Source organism: Pseudoalteromonas sp. UBA6610 (assembly GCF_002433295.1).
Taxonomy (GTDB): Bacteria; Pseudomonadota; Gammaproteobacteria; order Enterobacterales; family Alteromonadaceae; genus Pseudoalteromonas; species Pseudoalteromonas atlantica.
The window spans coordinates 1-18114 of record NZ_DJHW01000063.1 but is presented as its reverse complement, the minus strand read 5'-3'; the positions used below and the strand labels follow the sequence as shown (position 1 = coordinate 18114).

At 40.6% G+C, this 18114-nt stretch carries 17 protein-coding genes; 12 read left to right on the top strand and 5 right to left on the bottom strand.

The genetic code is table 11. The features are described from left to right. Positions 1-81 precede the first annotated feature (81 nt). From proB to B4F91_RS08310, 5 genes are all read left to right on the top strand, one after another. Positions 82-1185 (top strand): glutamate 5-kinase, encoded by a 1104-nt coding sequence (gene proB, locus B4F91_RS08330; RefSeq protein WP_024033166.1) that lies wholly within the window; start codon positions 82-84, stop codon positions 1183-1185. A gap of 349 nt (positions 1186-1534) precedes the next feature. Continuing rightward, a complete protein-coding gene (locus B4F91_RS08325) occupies positions 1535-2509 on the top strand; it encodes a GGDEF domain-containing protein (RefSeq protein WP_024033165.1) in 975 nt (324 codons plus the stop codon). A 55-nt stretch (positions 2510-2564) separates the two neighbouring features. Then, on the top strand, positions 2565-2924 hold the full coding sequence (locus B4F91_RS08320; protein ID WP_004586118.1) for a glutaredoxin domain-containing protein: 360 nt from the start codon (positions 2565-2567) through the stop codon (positions 2922-2924). Between the two features lie 45 nt (positions 2925-2969). Beyond that, positions 2970-4454, top strand: coding sequence for a glutamate--tRNA ligase (gene gltX / locus B4F91_RS08315; RefSeq protein WP_248451872.1), 1485 nt, complete (start codon positions 2970-2972; stop codon positions 4452-4454). A gap of 161 nt (positions 4455-4615) precedes the next feature. Then, positions 4616-4915, top strand: coding sequence for a hypothetical protein (locus tag B4F91_RS08310; protein ID WP_024033163.1), 300 nt, complete (start codon positions 4616-4618; stop codon positions 4913-4915). 4 nt (positions 4916-4919) lie between these two features. Here the strand turns inward: B4F91_RS08310 and B4F91_RS08305 are convergent, their stop codons facing one another. Next, positions 4920-5312, bottom strand: coding sequence for a hypothetical protein (locus tag B4F91_RS08305; RefSeq protein WP_248451873.1), 393 nt, complete (start codon positions 5310-5312; stop codon positions 4920-4922). 167 nt (positions 5313-5479) lie between these two features. Between B4F91_RS08305 and B4F91_RS08300 the strand changes: the two genes are divergently transcribed. From B4F91_RS08300 to B4F91_RS08290, 3 genes are all read left to right on the top strand, one after another. Continuing rightward, a complete protein-coding gene (locus B4F91_RS08300; protein WP_096739166.1) occupies positions 5480-6181 on the top strand; it encodes a DUF3581 domain-containing protein in 702 nt (233 codons plus the stop codon). Between the two features lie 324 nt (positions 6182-6505). Beyond that, complete coding sequence (locus B4F91_RS08295) at positions 6506-7756, top strand: DEAD/DEAH box helicase (protein ID WP_286938021.1); 1251 nt, start codon at positions 6506-6508, stop codon at positions 7754-7756. A 55-nt stretch (positions 7757-7811) separates the two neighbouring features. Next, on the top strand, positions 7812-8837 hold the full coding sequence (locus B4F91_RS08290; protein WP_096041243.1) for a sensor domain-containing diguanylate cyclase: 1026 nt from the start codon (positions 7812-7814) through the stop codon (positions 8835-8837). Positions 8838-8865: 28 nt separating this feature from the next. Here the strand turns inward: B4F91_RS08290 and B4F91_RS08285 are convergent, their stop codons facing one another. Next, the gene (locus B4F91_RS08285; protein ID WP_024033159.1) at positions 8866-9822 is read right to left on the bottom strand and encodes a methylenetetrahydrofolate reductase; all 957 of its coding nucleotides are present in this window, start codon (positions 9820-9822) and stop codon (positions 8866-8868) included. Between the two features lie 259 nt (positions 9823-10081). Between B4F91_RS08285 and B4F91_RS08280 the strand changes: the two genes are divergently transcribed. Beyond that, positions 10082-12961 carry a M16 family metallopeptidase gene (locus B4F91_RS08280; protein ID WP_286938023.1) on the top strand — a complete coding sequence of 960 codons (2880 nt, stop codon included), beginning with the start codon at positions 10082-10084 and terminating at the stop codon, positions 12959-12961. Positions 12962-13048: 87 nt separating this feature from the next. Here B4F91_RS08280 and B4F91_RS08275 read toward each other — a convergent pair whose 3' ends face one another. Then, entirely contained in the window at positions 13049-13363 is a 315-nt protein-coding gene (locus tag B4F91_RS08275; protein ID WP_286938026.1) for a helix-turn-helix transcriptional regulator, read from the bottom strand. 1 nt (position 13364) lies between these two features. Beyond that, positions 13365-13772 carry a hypothetical protein gene (locus B4F91_RS08270; RefSeq protein ID WP_024033156.1) on the bottom strand — a complete coding sequence of 136 codons (408 nt, stop codon included), beginning with the start codon at positions 13770-13772 and terminating at the stop codon, positions 13365-13367. Positions 13773-14068: 296 nt separating this feature from the next. Between B4F91_RS08270 and B4F91_RS08265 the strand changes: the two genes are divergently transcribed. The 3 genes from B4F91_RS08265 (at position 14069) to B4F91_RS08255 (ending at position 16664) form a co-directional block, all read left to right on the top strand. Continuing rightward, on the top strand, positions 14069-14998 hold the full coding sequence (locus B4F91_RS08265; RefSeq protein ID WP_024033155.1) for a sensor domain-containing diguanylate cyclase: 930 nt from the start codon (positions 14069-14071) through the stop codon (positions 14996-14998). A 124-nt stretch (positions 14999-15122) separates the two neighbouring features. Continuing rightward, positions 15123-15941 carry a serine O-acetyltransferase gene (gene cysE / locus B4F91_RS08260; RefSeq protein WP_004586131.1) on the top strand — a complete coding sequence of 273 codons (819 nt, stop codon included), beginning with the start codon at positions 15123-15125 and terminating at the stop codon, positions 15939-15941. A 42-nt stretch (positions 15942-15983) separates the two neighbouring features. Beyond that, positions 15984-16664, top strand: coding sequence for a hypothetical protein (locus B4F91_RS08255; protein WP_029773888.1), 681 nt, complete (start codon positions 15984-15986; stop codon positions 16662-16664). 11 nt (positions 16665-16675) lie between these two features. On the opposite strand, the gene xseA is transcribed toward B4F91_RS08255, so the two are convergent. Next, positions 16676-18007, bottom strand: a complete 1332-nt coding sequence (gene xseA / locus B4F91_RS08250; RefSeq protein WP_286938030.1) for an exodeoxyribonuclease VII large subunit — start codon at positions 18005-18007, stop codon at positions 16676-16678. Between the last annotated feature and the right edge of the window lie 107 nt (positions 18008-18114).

The following is an 18114-nucleotide window of genomic DNA, read 5'->3' as shown; positions in this document are numbered from 1 at the left end:
CTAGCATGAATAATTTTAACTTGTTCAAAAATACCGAGCTGGTATAAGTTTATTTATCTTTCATTTTAATAGTAAATAATAATGCGTAGGGAACAGGTAATTGTTGTTAAGCTTGGTACAAGTGTACTAACCGGCGGCACCGATAAGTTAGATAAAGCCCATATGGTTGAGCTGGTTCGCCAATGTAGCGAACTTAAAAAGCAAGGCCACCAAGTTATATTAGTATCAAGTGGCGCGGTTGCTGCGGGTCGCGAACAACTTATTAAACCCTGTGGCCGCGGCCTAATAGATAAACAAATGTTGGCAGCCGTTGGGCAAGGTCAACTTATACATATTTGGCAAAGCTTATTTGCCTTGTATGGCATAAACGTAGGGCAAATGCTGCTTACCCGTGCAGACGTAGATGACCGCGAACGCTATTTAAATGCGCGCGACACCTTAAATGCGTTATTAAGCCACGATGTGGTGCCTATTATTAATGAAAATGACGCAGTAGCAACCGCCGAAATAAAAGTAGGCGATAACGATAATTTATCAGCGCTGGTGGCTATTTTGGCTAATGCCAACAAGCTATTACTGCTTACCGATCAAGAAGGTTTATTTACCAGCGATCCGCGCACAAATACCGACGCAAAACTGATTGACGAAGTCACTCATATAAACGATGAGTTACGCCAACTGGCTGGTGGTAGCGGTACAAGTTTAGGCACCGGCGGTATGGCTACAAAACTACAAGCCGCCGACGTAGCAAGGCGCGCAGGGGTAGAGGTTATTATTGCAAAAGGCGCTGGCAACAACGTTATTTTAAAATGCATGAGTGAGCAATTACCCGGCACGCGGTTTTTAAAACTCACTGCGCCAAAAGATGGCCGTAAAAAATGGCTAATGGCAGGGCCTAAAAGTACCGGCCAAATTATGATTGATAAAGGGGCTATTTCGGCGCTACAAAACAAAGGGGCAAGCCTGCTGGCAAAAGGCATAACCAATGCGTTTGGCCGTTTTGAGCGTGGCGACTTAATAGATTTAATAGACGCCAACAACCAAGTTATTGCACGAGGGTTAACACGTTTTAATCAAGTTGAAGTAAATAAAATTAAAGGTGCTCACTCAGAGCAAATAGGCGAACTACTCGACTTTGATAGTGGCGCTGTGGTGCTACACAGAGACGACTTAGTTTTGCTTTAGTTTTTTAAATAGCGCGTGTTGCGTATTAGTTATTAGTATAGCGGCTGGATTTAGGTATTTAAGCAAGGCAGGGCCTATGTTGTGTTTAGAATAACTGGTTGTACAAAAACATAAATGCAAAGCATAGGCTGTTTTAGGCTCTGCTGTATGTAAGTTATTAAATAATACCGCAGTAGTTATTGAGCTCACTAAGTTACTAAGCTCGCGCTATGATTTAATAACGCTTAGCTAAAACAAACTTTAATCCACATAGCTCAATGCGACCTAATTCAAAAGTATTGGTTAATTAATTAGCAAAGTTGATGATTTTGTCTAAACTGATTGAAGTTAAAACAGTTTAGGCAAACTAATGAAGGCAAACAATTGCGGGCACGAATGGATAATCAGTCTAACTCAGCAAGAAGAAGAAAGTGATTTAGATGCATCATTAGTGCAGATTATTGGCGACCTACTCGAAGTTGAAAATTTTGCTATTTATATTAATAAGCACTTTAGTGCGCAATTACCGCCTACGCTTATAAACACCCACACCCGCCTTGAAGTATTAGAGTCTAACGAAGCCTTAGCGCTGCTTAATAAAGTAACCCAAAACAAAATAAGAGTAAGCCGTGCCTTAGGTGTAGTAACTACGTATGTGCCGGTGTATTACTTTGGTAAAGTAATTGGCATATTACTAATAGAAACCACAAAAGAGTTAGCGCAAACCACCACAATGCTTGCCGTGCATATTTTAAATATTTATGCCAACCAACTAGGGCTATTACATAAATCGCGGTTAGACCCTTTAACCGAGCTTTTAAATAGACAAACCTTTGATAAAAAAGTGATCGAAATTGTCTCAGGCAAAGGCTTTTTATTGCCCCGTGATGATACCAACGAAAAGCGACGATGGTATTTAGCCATTGCAGATATCGATCACTTTAAACGTGTAAACGACAGCTACGGCCATGTAATAGGCGATGAAGTTATTTTACTTGTGGCGCGGCTGTTAAAAAATAACTTTAGGCTAGAAGACTACGTATTTAGGTATGGTGGCGAAGAGTTTGCGGTGTTATTTCAAACCAAAACCGAGGCACAAGCACATATAGCACTTAACCGTTTACGCTCAAATATTGCTGAGTATCCTTTTCCGCAAGTTGGGCAGCTTACAATAAGTATTGGCTTTTTAGAGCTGGCAAGTATTGATACTGTATCTAGTATCGTAAACCAAGCCGATATGGCGCTGTATCATTCTAAAAATAGCGGCCGTAATAAAGTGACTGCTTATAGCGAGCTTGAGGTAAATGAAGAAGTGACCACCGATAATAGTATTGAGCTTTTTTGATTGTAAATTTGTGCTAAAATCTGGCTCCTTAAATTGTTGTAGGCAGGCACAAAACATGAAATTCGTTCGTTGGTTTTTAGGTTGTATAATTTTATTCTTTAATTTTGTATTTACTCCTCGCAGTAAAAAGCGTGCAAGCGATGTGCAAGCGCAGCTTGATCAGCAAACCTCACAATTTAAACTTTATCAATTTAAAGCATGCCCGTTTTGCGTAAAAGTACGCCGTGCAATTAAGCGCGAAGGCTTAAAAATAGAAACGCGTGATGCAAAAAATAATCAACAATTTCGTCAAGAGCTGTTAGAGCAAGGCGGCAAAATTAAAGTGCCATGCCTTCGTATAGAAAAAAATGGCCAAGTAGAGTGGCTATACGAATCTAACGATATTATTGCTTACTTAAACAAAGTAGCGGCTTAAACGACCCCCTTAATTTTTATCTCACTTATTAAAAGAGACATTATCATGACAATCCGTACTCGTGTTGCCCCATCTCCAACAGGTGACCCGCATCTTGGCACCGCTTATATTGCTTTATTTAACTACTGTTTTGCTAAACAACAAGGCGGCGAGTTTGTGCTTCGTATTGAAGATACAGACCAAGTTCGTAGCACGCCAGAGTCAGAACAAGCGATTATGGATAGCTTACGTTGGTTAGGTCTTGAGTGGGATCATGGCCCTGACGTAGGTGGTGAATTTGGCCCTTACCGTCAATCAGAGCGCAGCGATTTATACAAAAAATACGCACACCAATTAGTTGAGCAAGGTAAAGCATTTTACTGTTTTGCAACCAGCGAAGAGCTTGACCAAATGCGTGAAGAGCAAATGGCAGAAGGTCTGCGCCCTAAATACGACGGCCGTGGCTTAAACCTCCCCGAAGATGAAATTAAAGCAAACCTAGCCGCAGGCAAGCCTTACGTTATACGTATGAAAATACCAAGCGAAGGCACTTTTAAATTTAACGACTACCTACGCGACGAAATTGAGATCCCGTGGGAAAACGTAGACATGCAAGTGCTATTAAAAGCCGATGGATTCCCTACGTACTTTTTAGCAAACGTAGTGGATGACCACCACATGCAAATAAGCCATATTTTCCGTGGCGAAGAGTGGATTAACTCAGCACCTAAACTATTAAAACTTTACGAAGATTTAGGTTGGGAAGCACCCGTACTAGGGCATTTACCACTACTGCGTAATCCTGATAAATCAAAGCTTTCTAAGCGTAAAAACCCAACTTCTATTAATTACTATAAAGAAATGGGTTACCTACCAGAGGCCGTGCTTAACTACTTAGGCCGTATGGGTTGGTCAATGCCAGATGAGCGTGAAAAATTCACTCTTAACGAGATGATTGAACACTTCGATATGAAGCGTGTATCACTTGGTGGCCCAGTATTTGATGTTGATAAGCTAAGCTGGTTAAACGGCATGTGGATCCGCGAAAACCTAACAGACGAAGAGCTTGTACAGCGCTTTGTTGATTGGAAGTTTAATGGCGAAATGCTAGCTAAAGTATTACCAGAAGCTAAAACGCGCATTAATACGCTTTCGGACATGGTTGATTTAGCAGGGCATTTTGTAGGCGGCATTCCAACTTACGACCCAGCACTGTTAACGGCGGGCAAAGCTGACGAAAACGTAATACGCCAAGCGCTACAGTTTTTTGTATGGCAGCTTGAAGGTTTGCGTAGTTTTGATAAGCCAGCTATTTTTGCCATTGCAAAAGAAGTTGCTACATTCCACGAGCTTAAAATTAAAGACTTTTTAGAGCCAATATTTGTAGCAATCACGGGTAAAACGTCTTCAACGTCAGTACTTGATGCAATGGAAATTTTAGGCTCAGACTTATCACGTGCGCGTTTACGTGTAGCGCTTGCTCATTTAGGCATTTCTAAAAAGCAGGCTAAAAATATTGAGCGTGCGTACCGCACATACCCAAGTGCATAATCTTTAGTCGTACTTTATAAAAAGCCGAGCTTATTAATTAAGCTCGGCTTTTTTGTTTCAGGCCGTTTGGCTATATGTCATCGCGTTTTGATATTGTTTAGCGCAAGCAGTGGCGCTTTAGCAAGTGCTACAATGCTGCATGTAAATTAAAAGGAGGCAGCATGATTGCACCTGTAAAAAACAAAGCTTTATTTAGCAGTAATGCCTTTTCAATAAACCTAGTTACTTACCCTACACATCACAGTGTGATGAACCATATAGATCCAGTACAGCAAGGGCGCTACTACAAACTTAATTTTGTACTAGTAAAACCTAAAGCTGGTGGGGTTTTTAAATGCTCAAAATGCATTATTAATTGGTTTAACCGGGTGTATTTATTTAGACCCGACAAATACGAGCATAGCGTTTCTAAAATTGAGTCGGGAAAGCGCGTACTACTTAGCTTTGCGCTTAATATATAATTTATTAATAGTCGTAGGCCTGTCCGCTGCATAAAACAGACAGGTCACAATACGATACAGAGATTTCGCTACAAGAATTTATAGTAAAGGCGTTACCGCCTCTGCGCATTGCATCTGCTTTAAGTAAATCTATAGCATTTGATTTTAAGCGATTGTAGCTTATATTATTGTCGCCTCTACCGTCGCCATTGCAGCTTTCGCCTTCAATTCGGCCTAAAAGTGTGGCGCCACTTTCGTGTGCTTCTTGATCGCTATAAAACTGTTGTAAATCTCGTTTTTTAACGTACGTACTAATTTCCTCAGATAAAACATCGTTATCTATATCGGTATGAAAAGTCACGCTAGAACATCCAGCCAAAGTAGTGAGTACGCTTATTACTGCAAAAACACGTAACATAATAATTAGTCCCTTATTTAGTTTGGTACCTAAATTACTAACTAAAACAGGTGTGTGCAACATTTACTCTTAAGTTAATTGTATGAATTTGTAAGTGATTCGACCTCTCTTTAAATTTTTTCTGGTAGTATGGGCAGGTTATAAGCAGTTTAAGCAGTGAACAATCTATGTTAAGTCCTTACTTTCAGCAGCATGCTGATTATGTTTCTATCTCTCGTGAGCAAGGGTGTCGTTTCGCAAAGTGCGTTGCCGATGATTACAACCCACTTCATGACAAAGATGCCAAAAAGTTTTGCGCGCCAGGAGACTTACTTTTTTCTTTAGTGTTAGACCGCTACGGTATAAGTGAGCGAATGGAATTTACCTTTGCCGGTATGGTTGACGAAAACACCAAACTTAACTTCCCAGAAGGGGATGATGAGTTTGATGTAACCAACGGCGACAAAGTAATTTTAAAGGTAAAACGCGAAGGTAAAACCAGCAAATGCCCAACACTTACTAATAGCTTAATAAAAAATTATGTTGAGTTTTCTGGTGCTGCATTTCCGCACGTAATTATTCCGCTAATGGGTAAGCAAAATGTAATGATTAACCCAGCGCGCCCTATGGTTATTTACGAGTCGATGATCATTAACCTTGATAACATTAATATTCAAACGCCAACGCTTGAGTTTGCTGAGCCAAGTTTTGAGTACACGGGTAAGCGCGGCAAAATTACCTTGCGCTTTAATTTACTAGAAAACGGCGAAAAAGTGGGTTTTGGTGAAAAGCACATGGTGGTGTCGGGTATTCGTGAATACTGCCAAGCAACGGTCGATGACTTAATCGCATTTTATAATGAGCGCAAAGCCACCTTAAAACCGGTTTAACGTCATTAAATTATAATACCAATTCGCAATAATACTTAATCATTTTTAGGGGCTAAAAGTGTTGCTATCTGCATTAAAAAATTCTCATTTAGAACAACTAAATAGCGAATTTTTTGCCTAGCTATCAACACGTTTTTCTGTCCTCAAAATAGACCACTTAATTAAGCGGATTGGTATAAAAAGGGCGCTAAATACATTGTTATTTAGCGCCTTTTTTATTGGTTAGCGAATGCAGCTAGGCTGAATACTTTTCTGAGCTGGTTAATTTACGCAGTACCGTAATATGCGTACAATAGCGCTCTTTGTTATTTTAAAGCTAAGCCTATGTCTGCCACATCGTTCTCATCTCTTAAACTCGATTCGTTATTACTAACCGCAATTGAGCAAAATAATTACACCACGCCTACCGCAATTCAGGTTAAAACTATTCCGCACATATTAGCGGGCAGCGATGTAATGGGCAGCGCGCAAACAGGCACAGGTAAAACAGCCGCCTTTGTATTACCACTACTACATAAGCTTTTAAATACACCAAAAAAAGATGAGCCAGGCATAGCCCGAGTGGTTATTTTAACGCCCACGCGTGAGCTTGCTCAGCAAGTGTTTGCAAGCTTTGAAAAATACGCCCAAAGCACAAATATTCAAGGCGCTTTAGCGTATGGCGGTGCAAGTATTGGCCCGCAAATTAAAGCGCTTAAAACGGCGCAAGTGATAGTCGCAACGCCTGGGCGTTTACTTGATCATATTGTTAAAGGCAGTGTGGTGCTTTCAAGTGTTGATTCGTTAGTATTTGATGAAGCCGACCGTATGCTGGATATGGGCTTTATTGATGAAATAAAACGTATTTTGCGCCACATTCCAGGCGATCGCCAAACCTTATTGTTCTCAGCCACATTCGATGACAGCGTGTTTGAGCTGAGTAAAAAACTACTTAAAAACCCCGAGCTAATTGAAGTTGATAAACGCAACTCTGCTGCTGTAGAGGTTGAACAAGTTATTTACGCAGTTGATGAAGAGCGAAAGCGTGAGCTTGTATCGCACATGATTGGCATGAAAAACTGGCGCCAAGTGCTTATATTCACCCGCACTAAACAAATGGCCGATAAACTTGCCAAAGAAATGTGTAAAGATGGCTTAAAAACTGAGTCTATCCATGGCGATAAATCACAAGGTGCACGCGACCGTGCATTACAAAACTTTAAAGAAGGCACAACGCGGGTTTTAGTTGCCACCGATGTAGCTGCCCGCGGTTTAGATATTCCGGCGCTTAAATACGTAATAAACTTTGAGCTACCTTACATAGCAGAAGATTACGTACACCGAATTGGCCGTACGGGGCGCGCTGGCGAGCAAGGCCTTGCCATGTCGCTGGTAAGTATTGACGAGCAGTGGTTACTGGAAGAAATTGAAGTGCTACTGGATACCCGCTTAGCACCACAATGGCTAGAAGGTTACGAGCCTGATTTAAACAAGCCCCCTAAAGATAACCGTAAAAACACCAACAAAGCGCGTAAAGATCGCGATAAAAAGCGCATTACCGGGCAAAGAGCACCAAGTAAACGCCGCAGAAAGTAGCCTTAAACATATTTATTTGGCTATACTAAGGCCATTAAATAGCTGAGGTATAGTTATGTTTGAAACAGATCAATGGGCGTTTTCTGGTGTCGATGGCCAAATATCATTACATAAATGGCAAAAAACCATTGATCTTATTACGGGGCTTTTTTCGGCCCCCTCTGGTTATATAGTTCAGGCTACTAGTAAAGGTTATCGTGTAGTTATTAGAGCTAATGAAGGTGGCTCACACTTTGAAACCAACCCTATACTCCCTCCCGAAACTCCCTTATTTTGTAAATATGTAGCCGAAAACAACAACACTTTGTATGTTAGCGATACCCGCAGCGATACGCAGTGGAATACCATGCCCGAGGTTATTGAAGATGGCGTTGAATCCTACCTTGGCTTGCCAATTCACTGGCCTGAAGGTGAAGTATTTGGCACCTTGTGTTTAAAAGATTCAAAAAAAACCAGTTATACCGATGAATATTTTGAGCTAATAGAGCAGCTTCGTGATTTAATTGAAGACGATTTAGCCCTTATTTATAGCTTTGAGCAAATGCGCGAAATAGCCATGCTTGATCCGCTTACCAATATTTATAATCGCCGTGCACTTAGCTTACTTGCCCAACACAAACTTAATTTAGCGCTGCGTTTAGGTTTTGATGTGTGTTGCTTGTTTATTGATATAAACGACTTTAAAAAACTAAACGACACTTATGGCCATGAAATAGGCGATCAAGCGTTAATCCTCTTAGCAAATACCTTAAAAACACATTTAAGAGAGGCTGATATAGTAGGGCGTTTAGGCGGCGATGAATTTGTAGCAGTAATGCAAATTAGTGATAGAAGTAAGCTTAGCCATATTATTGATAAAATAAAAATTGAGTATAAAAACGCACTATTAGAAAACAACGTGTGCGCGCTGACACTTAGCATAGGCGAAAGTTTTACTAATAAACAAAAGCAACCTTTTGATACGTTATTAAATTTGGCCGATCACCAAATGTATAAAAATAAACAAGCGTACAAATTGGCTAAAAAGCATAATAATAAAAGTAATACACTTAAACATAGCAACAAAAAAGCAAGCCATTAGGCTTGCTATAAACGGGGGTAATTAGGCTTTAAGCGATTTGTTTTTCGGCTAGGTTTAATTCCATAATGGCTTTTAATAAACGGTATAAGTTTATTGATGCGTCAATTTCTTCTTTACGGTTTGTTAAGCTTTCAATATTTAAGCCCAGTGGCACATCTAGGTGCGCACAACTTTTGAGTATTAGGTCGAGATTTTCTCGGCAAATACGTACAGATTCACTTAAGGTATTGTCTGCATCAAGCATGCGCCATTTAGTGGCCTCTGGCACTGAGATCCCCAACCATTGCATAAACTCTAAGGTTTTATCGCCACCGCATGGCGTAAACGTTAAAATAATCCGTTTTGGTGTAATACCTTGTGCTTTACAGGTACGCGCGTAACTTGTTATTAGCTCTATAGTTGCTTGCGCGTCGTAAACGGCTTGCGATATAAAAAACTGACAACCTTGTGCTGTTTTTTCTATAAGGCGCTCGTGTTCATTTCGCTTACTTGAATGTCGCTCAGCAATGGTAACGCCCCCTAAAAAGAAGTCATCACTTTGCTCTGCCAATGTTTTATAGGCATCGGGCAAGCTTAGTTTTATATCACCTACCGATGAGGGGCTACCCACTAAAACGACATTTTTTAAATCGTAGTCGTTTTTAGTTTCATCCAACCAGCCTTTAAACTCCTCTACACCACGTTGTGCCACACTTTTGTAAGTAATGACATCTGGAGCAGATAAATTACGTAGTAAGTGGCTGTATTCACGTGGGTCTACAGTTTGTTTAAACGGAAATGGGCGTGCTTTATCTGTACGGCTACTTTCATCTTGAATGTCGTAAATTATCACGCCGTCGTATTCAATTTCGTGTAAGCGAGCAAGTAGTTTTTCTGCAATGATTTTTAGCTGCGCTTTATCAGTACCAATTTTAGGCGGGGTAGTACCAATAAGATAAACACCTTGATTGGTGTCTTCTATTTTTTCTTGTAGTGATAAAGCCATAATCCTCATTCCAGCTTAGTCCAATGTATGTAATTCAATATAACAGCCATTTAGACGTCTAGATAGATTTATTTAATGAAAGTTTTTCAATCAACTTGAGTTTTTTTCATACTTAAATGTTTTTAAAATAGGGAATTGACACAGTTGTTTACATTATAAATAGCCGATGGGGTCTTATATTTAGTGGCTTTGGGGCATAATCTAAGCGAGTTAGCATTAAACCTAATAACAAATTTGCTCAATTTAAAAAGGGACAACAATGAAATTTAAATTACTAGCAACAAGCTTAGCGGTATCGCTGGCACTAACAGGCTGCGCAACACAGCAAAGCGAAAACACCCAAACGGCACAACAACAGCAAACAACAAAAGCTGACGAACGTGTATTTTCGCAAGAGTACTTAATCGAAGAGCTTGATAACGGCTTACGTGTAATGGTTGTTAAAACCGATTACCCCGATGTCGTCTCGCTGCAAATTCCGGTATCGGTTGGCTCACGTAATGAAGTAAAAGCAGGTAAAACCGGTTTTGCTCACTTTTTTGAGCACATGATGTTTAAAGGCTCTAAAAAATTTCCGCAAGAGGAATACACTGCCATATTTAAAAATGCAGGGGTCGATAACCGTGCTTACACCACTAACGATTACACAAACTACCATTTAAACTTTTCAAAGCAGCATCTTGATAAAGTACTTGAAATTGAAGCCGATATTTTTCAAAACTTAACCTACACCGAAGAGCAATTTAGAACCGAAGCGCTAACGGTTAAAGGGGAGTATTTAAAAAATAACGCCAGCCCAATTCGTAAGTTATTGAGCGCAGTACGCGAAGAAGCGTTTGATACGCACACTTATAAACATACCACCATGGGCTTTTTTGAAGATATAGAAGCCATGCCAGATCAAATGGCGTACGGTAAAGAATTTTTTGATAAGTTTTATAAGCCTGAATATGTATCGCTTGTAATTGTGGGTGATGTTGACCCTAAAGCCACAATGGCTATGGTTAAAAAGCATTGGGGTGGTTGGGAAAAAGGCGATTACGTTGCCGATATTAAAGCTGAGCCAAAGCAGCAAGCACCTAAATATGTACATGAGAAAAACGAAGGTTTGCCTGGTCATTGGTTGCTTGTATCTTACAAAGGGGCTGCATGGGAGCCTGCTAAAAAGGACAGAGCCGCACTTGATTTAATCTCACAGCTTTATTTTTCTAATAACTCCGATTTATACCAAGAGCTAGTTGTTGATAAACAAATAGCGAGTCAAATGTTTACCTACAATCCAGAGACAAAAGATCCTGGCTTACTGCATGTGTTTGTAAAAGTAGAAAACGAAGATGATTTAGCAAAAGCACGCGATGCTATTAACCGCACTTACGCAAAAGCACGTACCGAACTTGTTGATGAGCAAAAACTAAGTGATTTAAAGTCTAACCTTAAATACAGCTTTATTAACGGCTTAGACTCATCGCAAGCGATTGCATCAACCCTTGCAAGTTATATGCATTTTGAGCGCGACCCAGAGGTTATTAACCAGCTTTATAAATCGGCCGACAACATCACAGCACAAGATATTAAAGCCGTGGCTAATAAGTATTTTGTAGATGACGCGCGTACTACCGTAACTATGTCGGCACTTGATAAAGCGCCAGGGTTTGAACAAGAAACAAGCTTAAACGCATTAGTAGCTAAGCGTGATAAAGCGCCAGAGGCACCAGTATTTAAAGTGCTTGATAAAACGAATAGCTCGCCGCTGATCGATGTAAACTTTCTATTCAATACAGGGGCTGCTGCAGACCCGCAAGGTAAAAAAGGGGTTGCTGCGCTCACAGCCGCTATGCTTGCTCAAGGTGGCTCGCAAAGTACGAGTTACAAAGACATACAAAAAGCGCTTTATCCGCTTGCTGGCAGCTTTGGTTATCAAATAGATAAAGAAATGCTGTCATTCCAAGGGCGTATTCATAAAGATAACGCTGCTACATGGTATGCGCTTGTAAGCGATCAATTACTTAACCCAGGTTTTAGAGATGATGACTTTAAGCGCCTTAAAAAAGAAATGATCGACGGTATTAAGTCGGGCTTAAAAGCCTCTAACGATGAAGAGCTAGGTAAAGAAGTGCTTTACAGCGCACTTTACAAAGATCACCCATACGAAAGCTACAATTACGGGGATATTTCGGATTTAGAAGCATTAACGCTTGATGATGTAAAAGCATTTTACAACACAGAGCTTACCCAATCTAAACTAACACTGGGTTTAATTGGCGCTGTGCCAAAAGCGCTTAAAGCAGAAATCATGAGCGACTTAGCAACCTTACCTAAAGGCGAGCAAAGCCGTTTAAGTATTCCTGATGCGCCAGAGCTTAAAGGTCACCATGCAACGATTGTAGAAAAGTCGGCGCAATCTACTGCGGTATCGTTTGGTTTCCCAATTGATACTATTCGTAGTAGTGAAGATTGGACAGCCCTTTGGCTGGTGCGTTCGTACTTTGGTGAGCACCGTAGTTCTAACTCATATCTGTATGAGCGAATTCGTCAAACACGTGGTATGAACTACGGCGATTACGCCTACATTGAGTACTTCCCACGTGGCATGTTTCAAACTAAGCCTGATGCAAACTTAGGACGCTCTGAGCAAATATTCCAAATTTGGTTACGCCCGCTGCGCTCTAATAACGATGCACACTTTGCAACACGTACCGCGTTGTTTGAGCTGGATAAGCTTATTAAAACTGGCTTAACCGAAAAAGACTTTGAAGCAACACGTAACTTTTTAATTAACTACGTACCGCAGCTTGTCGCAAGTCAAAACCGCCAATTAGGTTATGCACTTGATAGCGAATTTTATAACACAGAGTCGTTTGTAAAATACGTGACAAGTAAACTTGAAAAGCTAACGCTTGCTGATGTTAATCGCGTGATTAAAGATAATCTACAAACAGATAACGTACAGTACGTGTTTATTACGGGTGACGGCGAAGACATGAAAAAACGTTTAGTGTCAGAGCAAACATCGCCAATGGTTTACAACACAGAAAAACCAGCAGCGCTTGTTGCTGAGGATAAAGTCATTGCCGATTATAAATTAGCTATTCCAGCTAACAACATTGAAGTAATGGCTGTTGAAAAAGTGTTTCAGTAATTAATCTCTTTTTCTAACATATAAAAAATGCCCCAGTGCTTATAGCCTGGGGCATTTTTATTTAATTAGTGCTATTAAAACGTAATATTAGTTAGTCGCTAAAAGCACTGAGCCTGCGCCTAGAGCAAAGCTTATTAAGGAGCTAATAACCACTCCCGCTAAAAAGCTTTTAGTTGGCGTACTTTTAACGTCATTATTTATAGGCTCATCAAGTTTAATTAGCTCGCCTTGGCGTACTTCAAGTACCGCGCAAAGCGCCATAGTGGTTTCTTTAGAAGCGGTGCCTTCTTTTTCTACCCGTTGAATGGTCCGCAAACTTACATCGCAGGCATCTGCGAGCTGTTGCTGCGTCCAATCTAACTTACTTCTAAGCGATTTAACTGTTGTAGGATTTAATTGCACGTTAAAGCTTCCCTACAAATAGTTCAACAATTGTTGCCGTTGTATAGCCAAACACCGCCCCACCTAATGTACAGCCAGCAAGAAAAAATGCTGCCTTTTTAGGATCGTCTGAAAGACTACTTTGAACTTGTTTGGCTATCACACTGCTATTTTTATAAAGAGTGCACTCCAGACGCCCCGTAAGTATATTAAGCATGTCAAATTTTACTTGGTACTGTGAGCCCTCAAAAGCAAAAGAGTGCGTGCTTGCACAGTAGATAGTTCGTTTTTTACTGAATAGGTCATCGTTTACAAAGACTTCTTCTTTACCCGTAAAGTAGCTTCCAAAACAGGCTATTTGATTGTCGCCATCTTGAAAGTAAAATTTATAACCAAGCTTTTTTGTATTCAATATATCGTTTTTCATCATCGTTATCCTTGTTGAGTTGATGATGCTAATTTAGCGTTTGTTTTTATTTTTTACGCCGTCAGTAGTATGCCAGTAGCTAGTTTGGCATATGACAGTAACCCTGTCATGCTGCTTTAGTATCTGATTTTTAATGTAAAAGTAAAATTTTTATATTTTTTATAGACTACTTAGCTGTCATACGGAGTATTACTTCACATTAATAAATTATGCAACTAGCGTGAAGTAAAGTAACAATATTGTGTTAAAAAATTGTTATTGATTATACTAATTAACAACAAAGCTAAAATGGAAAGCTCGTGATTGACGATAAAGCGTTTTTTAAGTTGGTACTAGATACCACGCCCGACCAAGTAGTGGTTATTAATTCTAACGGCGACATAGTTTATATAAACCGAAGCTGGCAAAACTTTGGTGAGCAAAACGACTGTGCCTGCTGTGATATGTGGGAGCAGCAAAATTACTTAGCAGAGTGTGAAAAAGCTGCGCAAAAAGGAGATAGCTTTGGTTTAAAGGCATTTAACGGCATTAAATCAGTTATTTCGGGGGCTAATGACGACTTCTATTTAGAATATCCATGCCATAGTGAAGATGAGAAACGTTGGTTTATGATGCGAGTAGTGTCGTTTAGCCATACAGATAAAGCGTATTACGCTATTAGTCATCAAAATATTACCGAGCGTAAACTGGCTGAAGAACAAGTACAAAAACTTGCCGCTATTGATGGCTTAACTGATATTGCTAACCGAGGCTTTTTTGATACCTTTTTAGAGCAAGAATGGAATCGTTGTCAGCGTTTAGGTATGCCGCTTTCGTTGGCTATTATTGATATAGATGATTTTAAATTACTCAATGATACTTACGGCCACCAACAAGGCGATACATGCTTAAAAAGGGTGGCAAAAGTACTTAATGAATTTACTAAACGCCCAGGTGATTTATGTGCCCGTTTTGGTGGTGAAGAATTTGTTTTAGTGTATGGAAATACGAACTCAGATCAGGCCTTGTTAGTATTGAACGATATTTTAGAAAAATTAAAACAGTTAAACATTGAAAATAAACATTCATTACCAAGCAGAACCCTTACAGTGAGTGTAGGCCTCACTACTATTACACCCAGTAGTGACTTTACCTGTGCGTATTTAATCAAAGAAGCAGACGATTTACTTTATAAAGCAAAGGATAAAGGAAAAGATGCTTTGTGTGTGAGTGATTTAGCACTCATATAATTTTTTTACTCTTAGTTATACCTAATAACCAGAACAAATAACTAAGGCGTTAACACCTTAGGCTTTAAATCCGTTAAACTTAGGAAAAGGCTCTTTTTATATCAATTTAAGGCAGTGTAGTATTATGCGTCATGAAATTTGGCAACAGCTTCGTAGTGAAGCGAATGAAGTTGTAACTCGCGAACCACTTTTAGCAAGTCATGTGTATTCATGCATTTTAAATCATGAGTGTTTAGGTTCGGCGTTAAGCTTTATTGTTGCTAATAAGTTGGCAGATGCTGTTGTATCGGCTTTTACAATACGTGAGTTGTTTGACCAAGCGTTTGTAAAGTGCGACCGTATGCTTACCTATGTGGCCGAAGATATTAAAGCCGTTAAAGACAGAGACCCGGCAGCCGAAACCTACCTTACGGTTATTTTAAACTTAAAAGGGTTTCATGCTATTCAAGCGCATCGTTTAGCTAACTGCTTGTGGCAGCAAAACCGTAAAGAGCTTGCTCGTTTTATTCAAAGCCGAACCTCAGAAGTGTTTGGGGTTGATATTCACCCTGCGTGTCAGGTTGGTAAAGGGATAATGTTTGACCACGCCACCGGTATTGTTATTGGTGAAACGGCGGTAATTGAAGATAACGTATCAATACTGCAATCGGTCACGCTTGGTGGTACGGGTAACGAGCAGGGCGACCGTCATCCTAAAATTAGAGCCGGTGTGCTTATTGGTGCAGGCGCTAAAGTGCTGGGTAATATTGAAGTAGGCGAGGGCGCACGTATTGGCGCAGGTTCAGTTGTTTTAACTGCGGTACCGCCACATACCACCGCTGTAGGCGTACCAGCTAAAATTATTGGCAGGCCGGATTGTCCGTGTCCGGCGCAAAGTATGAACCAAAACTTTTTAACCACACCAGAGCCTGAAAACGAATCACACACCAGCGCCATGCTGTAATAGCAGCTTGTATAAATAAAAATAATTTTAAAAGGAATTAAAATGAACAAAAATAGCTTTTTAACACTAGGGATAGGATTTATTGCGGGTGTAGGTTTAACGTGGAGCTACTTTAATTTATCTTCAAGTGACGCAAACCCCGCAAAGTTACAACATGCTGATACAAAGCAGCAGGCACCTTTTGTTCAGCCAGTTAAAAGCAGTGAAGCAACAGCAAAGCGTGTTGTACCCGCTGCCCCTGAACAAAGCGCTCGTATAGAGCAAAAAGATAATCCCCCTACACCAGAACCACAACCGCTAGATGAGCTTCCTTTAGAAGAGCAAGTATCGCAGCTTAAACAGCAATTAGCAGCACAAAAAGCCTTGATGAAAAACGCGGCGCAGCAGCTGCGTGACCCCTCTGATGCACAAGCCGTTTTGCAAGCGCAATTTGATGAGCAAATACGTAATGAAGAGTGGGCTTATCAAACAGAAATAGCTTTACAAGATTTTTTACTTACCTCTGATCTAAGCTCTATCCCAGAGATTGTTAGTGCAGCGTGTAAAACCACCGTATGTAAATTTGAACTTGCTGCACCTACTGATAACGACTCGTTTGATCATACCCAATGGCGAGAGCTAAACGATAAGTTAATGAAGCAAGAGTTTTGGTTGCAATTTAAAAGAACAACCTCAACGTCAAGCGACACCGAGCTAACCTTACTAATGGCCACAGAGCTTTAACTGAAAGAGCTTTACAACACCGTTGATTTTATAGCGCCATCGGCCAGCTCTGTAATTAGCACGTCACCCGTTTTAATGTGATCTACCGATTTAACCACTTTGCCTTGTTGGGTTTTGGTTATGCTGTAACCGCGCGCTAAAACATTAAGTGGACTTACCGAGTCGAGCCTACTGGCTTGCAGCGCTAAACTATTTTGCGCGTGTTGCAACTTGTGCTGCATTGCTTGCTCAAGCCGAGTTTGTATCTGCATAAGCTGATGGCTGGCCTGCGATAACTTTTTATCAGGCGATTGACGCATTAAACGCGGGGTTAAATTATTAAGCGTGCGCTCTTGTTGGTAAAGGCGATTGCGCATGCCCTGTTGTAAGGCAATAGTTAGCTCATCTAATCGCTGCGCTTTTTGATTAAGTTGATTGCGCGGATGACACAAGTTAAGCCGATGCTGTAACTGTGTTGCTAGTGCGCGCTTATCGGCCATATCGTGTTTAAAGGCATTATTTAACCGGTTAATGAGCTCAATAACCTTACTATGTAGCTCTTGCGTGTTAGGGCTGACAAGCTCAGCAGCTGCTGAAGGCGTTGCTGCGCGTACATCGGCTACGTAGTCACTGATGGTTGTGTCTATTTCGTGGCCTACCGCACTGACTGTGGGTAATTCACTTTGATAAATAGCACGCGCAAGCTGCTCATGGTTAAAGCACCATAAATCTTCTAACGAGCCACCGCCTCGCCCTACAATAAGTACGTCGACCTCATTGCGTGCATTGGCTAACTGTATTTGGTTAATTAAGTGCACATGGGCTTCTTTGCCTTGCACCATGGCTGGGTAAATAATGACTTCTAATTGCGGTGCGCGGCGTTTAAGTACGGTTAATATATCTTTTATAGCAGCGCCCGTTGCTGAGGTTATTACACCTACACGGTTTATATTTTGCGGCAGTGGTTTTTTATAGGCCGAACTAAACAAGCCCTCAGCGGCTAGGCGCATTTTTAATGCATCAAACTCTTGTTTAAGCTGGCCTTCACCGGCAGGTTCCATATGCTCAACAATAAGCTGATAATCACCGCGTGGTTCGTAAAGTGAAACACGGGCTCTTACTGTTACTTGTGCGCCGTTTTCAGGGCGGTAACTTTGAGAGCGGTTATTGCCGCGCCACATAGCCGCTTTAATTTGTGCTTTTTCATCTTTTAACGAAAAGTACCAGTGCCCAGAAGCAGGGGTAATAAAGTTAGAAATTTCGCCTGTTAAAATTAGCGATGCAAAGCCCTGCTCAAGAACTGTACGAATCTCTCTGTTAAGGCGCGATACGGTGTAAACCGTTTGCGAAGGCTTCGAAAACATAAAAAACAACCTAAAACTATTATGAGGCAAGTTATAAGGCAAGTTTATCATAAATATTTGCGAAATATTATTTACGAATGCCCACAACGCTGTTAAAATTTGGCCGC